The sequence below is a fragment of the Streptomyces sp. NPDC056948 genome, assembly GCF_042674225.1.
Lineage (GTDB): Bacteria > Actinomycetota > Actinomycetes > Streptomycetales > Streptomycetaceae > Streptomyces > Streptomyces purpurascens.
In genome coordinates this window covers 1-5,840 of record NZ_JBHUQX010000514.1, presented here as the reverse complement: position 1 = coordinate 5,840, position 5,840 = coordinate 1, and the positions used below count along the sequence as shown (strand labels likewise).

Genomic DNA, 5,840 nt, shown 5'->3' with positions numbered 1-5,840 from the left:
GCGCGTGTCAGGCGCCGCCGCACGCCGGGCGGATCACTTCACGCGCCCGTACCAGACGCTCTTGGTCCAGATCTTCTGCAGCCGCACCACGTCCCCGCTCTTCGGGGCGTGCCAGAGCTTGTTCTTACCCGCGTAGATACCGACGTGGTACACGTTCCGGCCCGAGTGGAAGAACACCAGGTCTCCCGCCTTGCGGTTCTGGGCGGAGATGTGGCGGGTCTTGTTGTACTGCTGGGCGGCCGTGCGCGGCAGCTTCTTGCCGACCTTCTTGAACGAGTACAGCGTGAGGCCCGAGCAGTCGAACCGGTGCGGGCCGGTGGCGCCGTACCTGTAGGGCGATCCCTTCTTCGAGGCCGCTATCTGGAGTGCCTTGGTCGCCGGCGTGGCTGCCGATGCCTCGGAGGAGAAGCCGGGGGCCACGATCGAGCCGCCCACGGCGGCGATGGTGAGGGCCGAGGCCGTACCGGCCCGGACCATGAGCGACGGGACACGATTGAGCGCAGTCATGCGCAACCCTTCGTCAGCCGCCTGTGAAGGATGACCTGTCGGATTCGGGCTGGCGAAGTTGCCCGGCCGCTGACGCGGCTTCACCCCAAGGGCTGCTCGGGTCCGGTCATGGCGTGACCGTCCCGGCGACCCGTCGTGCTTGGGTCCTCCACTCCTGCCGATCCACTCCTGTCGACCGGTCATCCAGGCGGCGGCAGGACTCGGCGTCCGCCCGGATCGCCCCGCCGCTGTGGCGGGGTCTTGTCGTCAGTCAGGGATCTTGACTGATGGTTGTCATGAAATCCCAACGGAACCGGGGATTTGTGTTGTTACTCACCACTCACCCGTTCGGGTGGACACGTCTGTGTTCGAGACGGTGTCCACCACGCCGCGCACCGCCGGACCAGCGATGGAATGTCCCATTCCGCTCCTCCGCCGTGCGCGTCGCGCAACCGTGACGGGCCAAAAATTGGTGCCCCGTCTACTCCAGACAGCGGTACGTCGTTTGGCCCGTTTCGACTCAGACCCGGACGCCACGTCGACAGAGCGAGCGTCCGGGCCGATGGATCCGCCGGATCCGCGTCAACCGACGGACTCCGGGGGCAGGGTGACGCGGGCGGTCCGGCGCTCGCCGTCCAGCACCCGCAGCGCCCGGGCCAGTGTGTCGGCGTGCAGTTCCGTCTCGCCCCGCTGGTGCATCAAGGCCAGAGCGTCACGCAGCGCGGTCGCCTTGCCGACCAGGGCCTGGGCGGCGCGCAGTCCGCGGTAGGTGTCGCCGTGCAGCGCCGGATTGATCCGGCCGAGCAGGTCCACGACCTCGAGGTAACGGTCGATCAACTCCGCCTCGGCACACGTCAGGGCGGGCAGCGGAGGCAGTTCGGGCGGCAGCACCGGCGCTTCACCTTCCGGTGGGTGCGGCCATGGTGGCCTTGCGGTTGGGGACGATCCGGTCCACCAGGCCGTACTCCACCGCCTCCTGGGCGGTGAGGATCTTGTCCCGCTCGATGTCCTCGCTCACCTGTTCCCGGGTGCGACCGGTGTGCCGCGCGAGCATCTCCTCCATGCGGGTCCGGATCCGCATCAGCTCGTCGGCCTGGATCGCCAGGTCGCTCGCCTGTCCCTGGACCGGCTCGGGCAGGGCGGGCTGATGGATCACCAGACGCGCGTCCGGCAGCATGGACCGCTTGCCCGGCGTGCCCGCCGCCAGCAGCACGGTGGCGGCCGCCCCTGCCTGGCCCAGGCAGATCGTCTCCACGTCACACGTGACGTAGCGCATCGTGTCGTAGAGGGCCGTCATCGCGTGGAACGCGCCGCCGGGGGAGTTGATGTAGCGCGAGATGTCGCGGTCCGGGGCCTGGTGCTCGAGGTACATGAACTGGGCCATCACGTCGTTCGCCGAGATCTCGTCCACCGGCGCCCCGAGGAAGACGATCCGCTCCTCCAGCAGCTTCGAGTACGGGTCCATGGTCCGCTGCCCGGAACTCGTGCGTTCGGTGAACTCGGGCAGCACGTGACGGGCGGACGGTCGGGTCATGGTGAACCCCTCCTCGCGGGCAGAGCTGTCTCCGGCGACAGCTTCCTCTGTAAAAAATGTACAGGACGTACGTCACGTTATGATGGGCCCATGGCCTATGAGATTCCGGTGACGCAAGCCAGGGCTGAGCTCGCCGACCTGATCAACCGCGTGGTGTACGCCGGCGAGCGTGTCGTCGTCACCCGGCACGGCAAGCCCCTCGTCGCCCTCGTCTCAGCCGATGACCTGCGGCGACTCGAAGAGGCGCAGGAGCTCGCGGAGCCCGCCGAGGAGCAGGTGATCAGCGCCGTCTCCACGGTCCGCGAGGTCGCGTCCGCTCCTCGCGAACGCCGGCGGTTCGGGATCGCGGCGGAGCATCGGGGGGCCAACCCGGCGTAGTCCGGGTCCCGGTATCGGGAACACCTGAGGGCATGCGGGACCCGTGCTCACAGGCCTGAAGGATCACAGCTCGGTTAACGTGCCCGAAACTCGGTCCAACTAGCCTGCCGCCACGCCACCAGGGCTTTTCCCCGGGGCTGCGGCAGCCGGGCCCCGCACGGTCCGGAGCGAGGACTGTGAGGTGGGACGTGCAACTGACCCCGCACGAGCAAGAGAGACTGCTGATCCACGTCGCGGCCGACGTGGCCGAGAAGCGCAGGGCCCGCGGGCTGAGGCTGAACCACCCCGAGGCGGTCGCGCTCATCACCTCGCACATCCTCGAAGGCGCCCGTGACGGCCGTACCGTCGCCGAGCTCATGTCCTCCGGACGCAAGCTGCTCACCCGGGACGACGTCATGGAGGGCATCCCGGAGATGATCCACGACGTCCAGGTCGAGGCCACCTTCCCGGACGGCACCAAGCTCGTCACCGTCCACGACCCGATCGTCTGACGGGGAGCCGCCGTGATTCCCGGAGAGATCTTCTTCGCCGACGACCCGATTGCCTACAACGAGGGCCGCGAGGTCACCCGGCTGACCGTCCTCAACGCCGCCGACCGGCCCGTGCAGGTCGGCTCCCACTATCACTTCGCCGAGGCCAACCCCGGCCTGGAGTTCGACCGCGCCGCGGCCCGCGGAAAGCGGCTGAACGTCGCCGCAGGCACGGCCGTGCGCTTCGAACCCGGGATCCCCGTCGACGTCGAACTCGTTCCGCTCACCGGCGCCCGTGTCGTGCCCGGTCTGCGCGGTGAGACCGGAGGTGCCCTCGATGCCTGAGATCTCGCGTGCCGCGTACGCCGACCTGTTCGGCCCGACGACCGGCGACCGGATCCGGCTAGCCGACACCGATCTGCTGGTGGAGATCGAGGAGGACCGCTCGGGCGGCCCCGGGCGCGCCGGTGACGAGGCCGTGTTCGGCGGCGGCAAGGTCATCCGCGAGTCCATGGGCCAGGCGCGTGCCACGCGCGCGGAGGGCACCCCGGACACCGTCGTCACCGGCGCGGTGATCATCGACCACTGGGGGATCGTCAAGGCCGACGTCGGCATCCGCGACGGGCGGATCACCGGGATCGGCAAGGCCGGCAACCCCGACACCATGGACGGCGTCCACCCGGACCTGGTCATCGGCCCGGAGACCGAGATCATCGCCGGCAACGGGCGGATCCTCACGGCCGGCGCGATCGACGCGCACGTCCACTTCATCTGCCCGCAGATCGCCGACGAGGCGCTCTCGTCGGGCATCACGACCCTCGTCGGCGGCGGCACGGGCCCGGCCGAGGGCTCCAAGGCCACCACCGTGACCCCCGGCCCCTGGCATCTCGCGCGGATGCTGGAGGCGATGGAGGCCTTCCCGCTCAACATCGGCCTGCTCGGCAAGGGCAACACCGTCTCGCACGAGGCGATGCTGTCGCAGATCCGCGGCGGCGCGCTCGGTCTGAAGCTGCACGAGGACTGGGGCTCGACCCCGGCCGTCATCGACGCCTCGCTGACCGTCGCCGAGCAGACCGGCATCCAGGTCGCGATCCACACGGACACGCTCAACGAGGCCGGGTTCGTCGGCGACACGCTCGCCGCGATCGCCGGGCGGGGCATCCACGCGTACCACACCGAGGGCGCGGGCGGCGGGCACGCGCCGGACATCATGACCGTCGTCTCCGAGTCGTACGTGCTGCCGAGCTCCACCAATCCGACCCGGCCGTTCACCGTCAACACCGCCGAGGAACACCTCGACATGCTGATGGTCTGCCACCACCTCAACCCGGCGGTGCCGGAGGACCTGGCCTTCGCGGAGTCCCGGATCAGGCCGTCCACGATCGGCGCGGAGGACGTGCTGCACGACCTGGGCGCGATCTCGATCATCTCCTCCGACTCCCAGGCCATGGGGCGCGTCGGCGAGGTCGTCATGCGGACCTGGCAGACCGCGCATGTGATGAAGCGGCGGCGGGGTGCCCTGCCCGGGGACGGACGCGCCGACAACCGCCGGGTGCGTCGCTATGTCGCCAAATACACGATCAACCCCGCGCTCGCCCAGGGCCTGGCCCGGGAGATCGGCTCGGTCGAGAGCGGCAAGCTGGCCGACCTGGTGCTGTGGGAGCCTGCGTTCTTCGGCGTCAAGCCGCAGCTCGTCATCAAGGGCGGGCAGATCGCGTACGCGCAGATGGGCGACGCGAACGCCTCGATCCCCACGCCGCAGCCGATCCTGCCGCGCCCGATGTACGGGGCGATCGGGCGGGCACCGGCCGCCAACTCCCTGAACTTCATCGCCCCCTTGGCCGTCGAGGACGGGCTGCCGGACCGGCTGGGGCTCGGCAAGCGGTTCGTGGCGATCGAGTCGACGCGCGGGGTCACCAAGGCCGACATGCGGGAGAACGACGCGCGCCCGGAGGTGCGGGTCGATCCCGACAGCTTCGCGGTGCACATCGACGGGGAACTGGTCGAGGCGGCGCCGGCGGACGAACTGCCCATGGCTCAGCGCTACTTCCTGTTCTGAGGATGCCCTGATGTCACGAGCAGCGCTTCTCGTCCTGGCCGACGGCCGCTTTCCCGCCGGCGGCCACGCACACTCCGGCGGGGCCGAGGCCGCGGTCAAGGCCGGGCGGATCAAGGGGGCGGCGAGCCTCGCGGACTTCTGCCGGGGGCGCCTGCACACGGCCGGATCAGTGGCCGCGGCGCTCTCCGCCGCCGCGGCGCTCGGGATCGACCCCGTCGCGCTGGACCGTGCGGCGGACGCCCGTACGCCGTCGCCCGCGCTGCGGGTCGCCGCGCGCAAGCTGGGGCGCCAGCTGATGCGAGCCGCCCGGTCGACCTGGCCGTCCGCAGAACTGGACGGGCTGGCACGGGAGTTCCCCAAGGGCGCCCATCAGCCGGTGGTGCTCGGACTGACGGCACGGGCGGCCGGGCTGGGGCCGGTCGACGCGGCGTACTGCGCGGCGTACGAGAACGTGAGCGGCCCGGCCACGGCGACGGTACGCCTGCTGAGCCTGGATCCCTTCGACGCGGCGGGAGTGCTGGCCCGGCTGGCGCCGGAGCTGGATCGGGTCGTGGACCGGGCGGTGGAGGCGGCGAGGCGGGTGGTCGACGAAGGCGTCGACGCGCTGCCCGCCGCGTCGGCACCGCTGCTGGAGATCGGGGCGGAGGTGCATGCGGGGTGGCCGGTAAGGCTGTTCGCCTCGTAGCTGCCCGTTGTCAACGCCTGAGGGGCGCGGGGCTGTGTTCGATATGCGGCTCCGCCGCGTGAGCGCGACCGGCCCCCACTCACCCGCACCCCGACACGAGCCCCCGCCATCCCGCATCGCCCCGAACCAGGACCCGCCCCACCAGGAGCCGCACATGCACCTCGACCACAGCCACGACGGCCCCGCCGCCGTAAGTGCCGACGCCCGCCGACCCGACGGCACCCGCAG

8 protein-coding genes, 1 pseudogene and 1 riboswitch are annotated in these 5,840 nt (G+C 70.6%); of the genes and pseudogenes, 6 read left to right on the top strand and 3 right to left on the bottom strand.

Translation table 11 applies throughout. The features are described from left to right. Positions 1–33: 33 nt before the first annotated feature. The 3 genes from ACFTZL_RS39855 to ACFTZL_RS39845 form a co-directional block, all read right to left on the bottom strand. Positions 34–507, bottom strand: coding sequence for a C40 family peptidase (locus ACFTZL_RS39855; RefSeq protein WP_382593908.1), 474 nt, complete (start codon positions 505–507; stop codon positions 34–36). Positions 508–510: 3 nt separating this feature from the next. Then, a riboswitch (cyclic di-AMP (ydaO/yuaA leader) is annotated at positions 511–723 on the bottom strand. A 345-nt stretch (positions 724–1,068) separates the two neighbouring features. After that, positions 1,069–1,377, bottom strand: a complete 309-nt coding sequence (locus tag ACFTZL_RS39850; RefSeq protein ID WP_382593905.1) for a hypothetical protein — start codon at positions 1,375–1,377, stop codon at positions 1,069–1,071. 7 nt (positions 1,378–1,384) lie between these two features. Further along, entirely contained in the window at positions 1,385–2,020 is a 636-nt protein-coding gene (locus tag ACFTZL_RS39845) for an ATP-dependent Clp protease proteolytic subunit (RefSeq protein ID WP_382593902.1), read from the bottom strand. A 90-nt stretch (positions 2,021–2,110) separates the two neighbouring features. Here ACFTZL_RS39845 and ACFTZL_RS39840 point away from each other — a divergent pair, with 90 nt between their 5' ends. The 6 genes and pseudogenes from ACFTZL_RS39840 to ACFTZL_RS39815 form a co-directional block, all read left to right on the top strand. Beyond that, a complete protein-coding gene (locus ACFTZL_RS39840) occupies positions 2,111–2,398 on the top strand; it encodes a type II toxin-antitoxin system Phd/YefM family antitoxin (protein ID WP_382593899.1) in 288 nt (95 codons plus the stop codon). A gap of 188 nt (positions 2,399–2,586) precedes the next feature. Next, positions 2,587–2,889: an urease subunit gamma gene (locus ACFTZL_RS39835; protein WP_028808600.1), complete on the top strand. Its 303-nt coding sequence runs from the start codon at positions 2,587–2,589 to the stop codon at positions 2,887–2,889. 12 nt (positions 2,890–2,901) lie between these two features. Continuing rightward, a complete protein-coding gene (locus tag ACFTZL_RS39830; RefSeq protein WP_382593896.1) occupies positions 2,902–3,213 on the top strand; it encodes an urease subunit beta in 312 nt (103 codons plus the stop codon). After that, on the top strand, positions 3,206–4,927 hold the full coding sequence (locus tag ACFTZL_RS39825) for an urease subunit alpha (RefSeq protein ID WP_382593893.1): 1,722 nt from the start codon (positions 3,206–3,208) through the stop codon (positions 4,925–4,927). The genes ACFTZL_RS39830 and ACFTZL_RS39825 overlap by 8 nt, the downstream gene beginning before the upstream one ends. A gap of 10 nt (positions 4,928–4,937) precedes the next feature. After that, on the top strand, positions 4,938–5,612 hold the full coding sequence (locus ACFTZL_RS39820) for an urease accessory protein UreF (RefSeq protein WP_382593890.1): 675 nt from the start codon (positions 4,938–4,940) through the stop codon (positions 5,610–5,612). 154 nt (positions 5,613–5,766) lie between these two features. Then, positions 5,767–5,840 (top strand): annotated as a pseudogene (locus ACFTZL_RS39815) (urease accessory protein UreG); the annotation flags it as partial.

What these genes read in the sequence shown, in the direction of transcription:
- ACFTZL_RS39855 (WP_382593908.1), bottom strand. Translation starts at nt 507, where the DNA reads ATGACTGCGCTCAATCGTGTCCCGTCGCTCATGGTCCGGGCCGGTACG.
- ACFTZL_RS39845 (WP_382593902.1), bottom strand. Translation starts at nt 2,020, where the DNA reads ATGACCCGACCGTCCGCCCGTCACGTGCTGCCCGAGTTCACCGAACGC.
- ACFTZL_RS39840 (WP_382593899.1), top strand. Translation starts at nt 2,111, where the DNA reads ATGGCCTATGAGATTCCGGTGACGCAAGCCAGGGCTGAGCTCGCCGAC.
- ACFTZL_RS39825 (WP_382593893.1), top strand. Translation starts at nt 3,206, where the DNA reads ATGCCTGAGATCTCGCGTGCCGCGTACGCCGACCTGTTCGGCCCGACG.
- ACFTZL_RS39820 (WP_382593890.1), top strand. Translation starts at nt 4,938, where the DNA reads ATGTCACGAGCAGCGCTTCTCGTCCTGGCCGACGGCCGCTTTCCCGCC.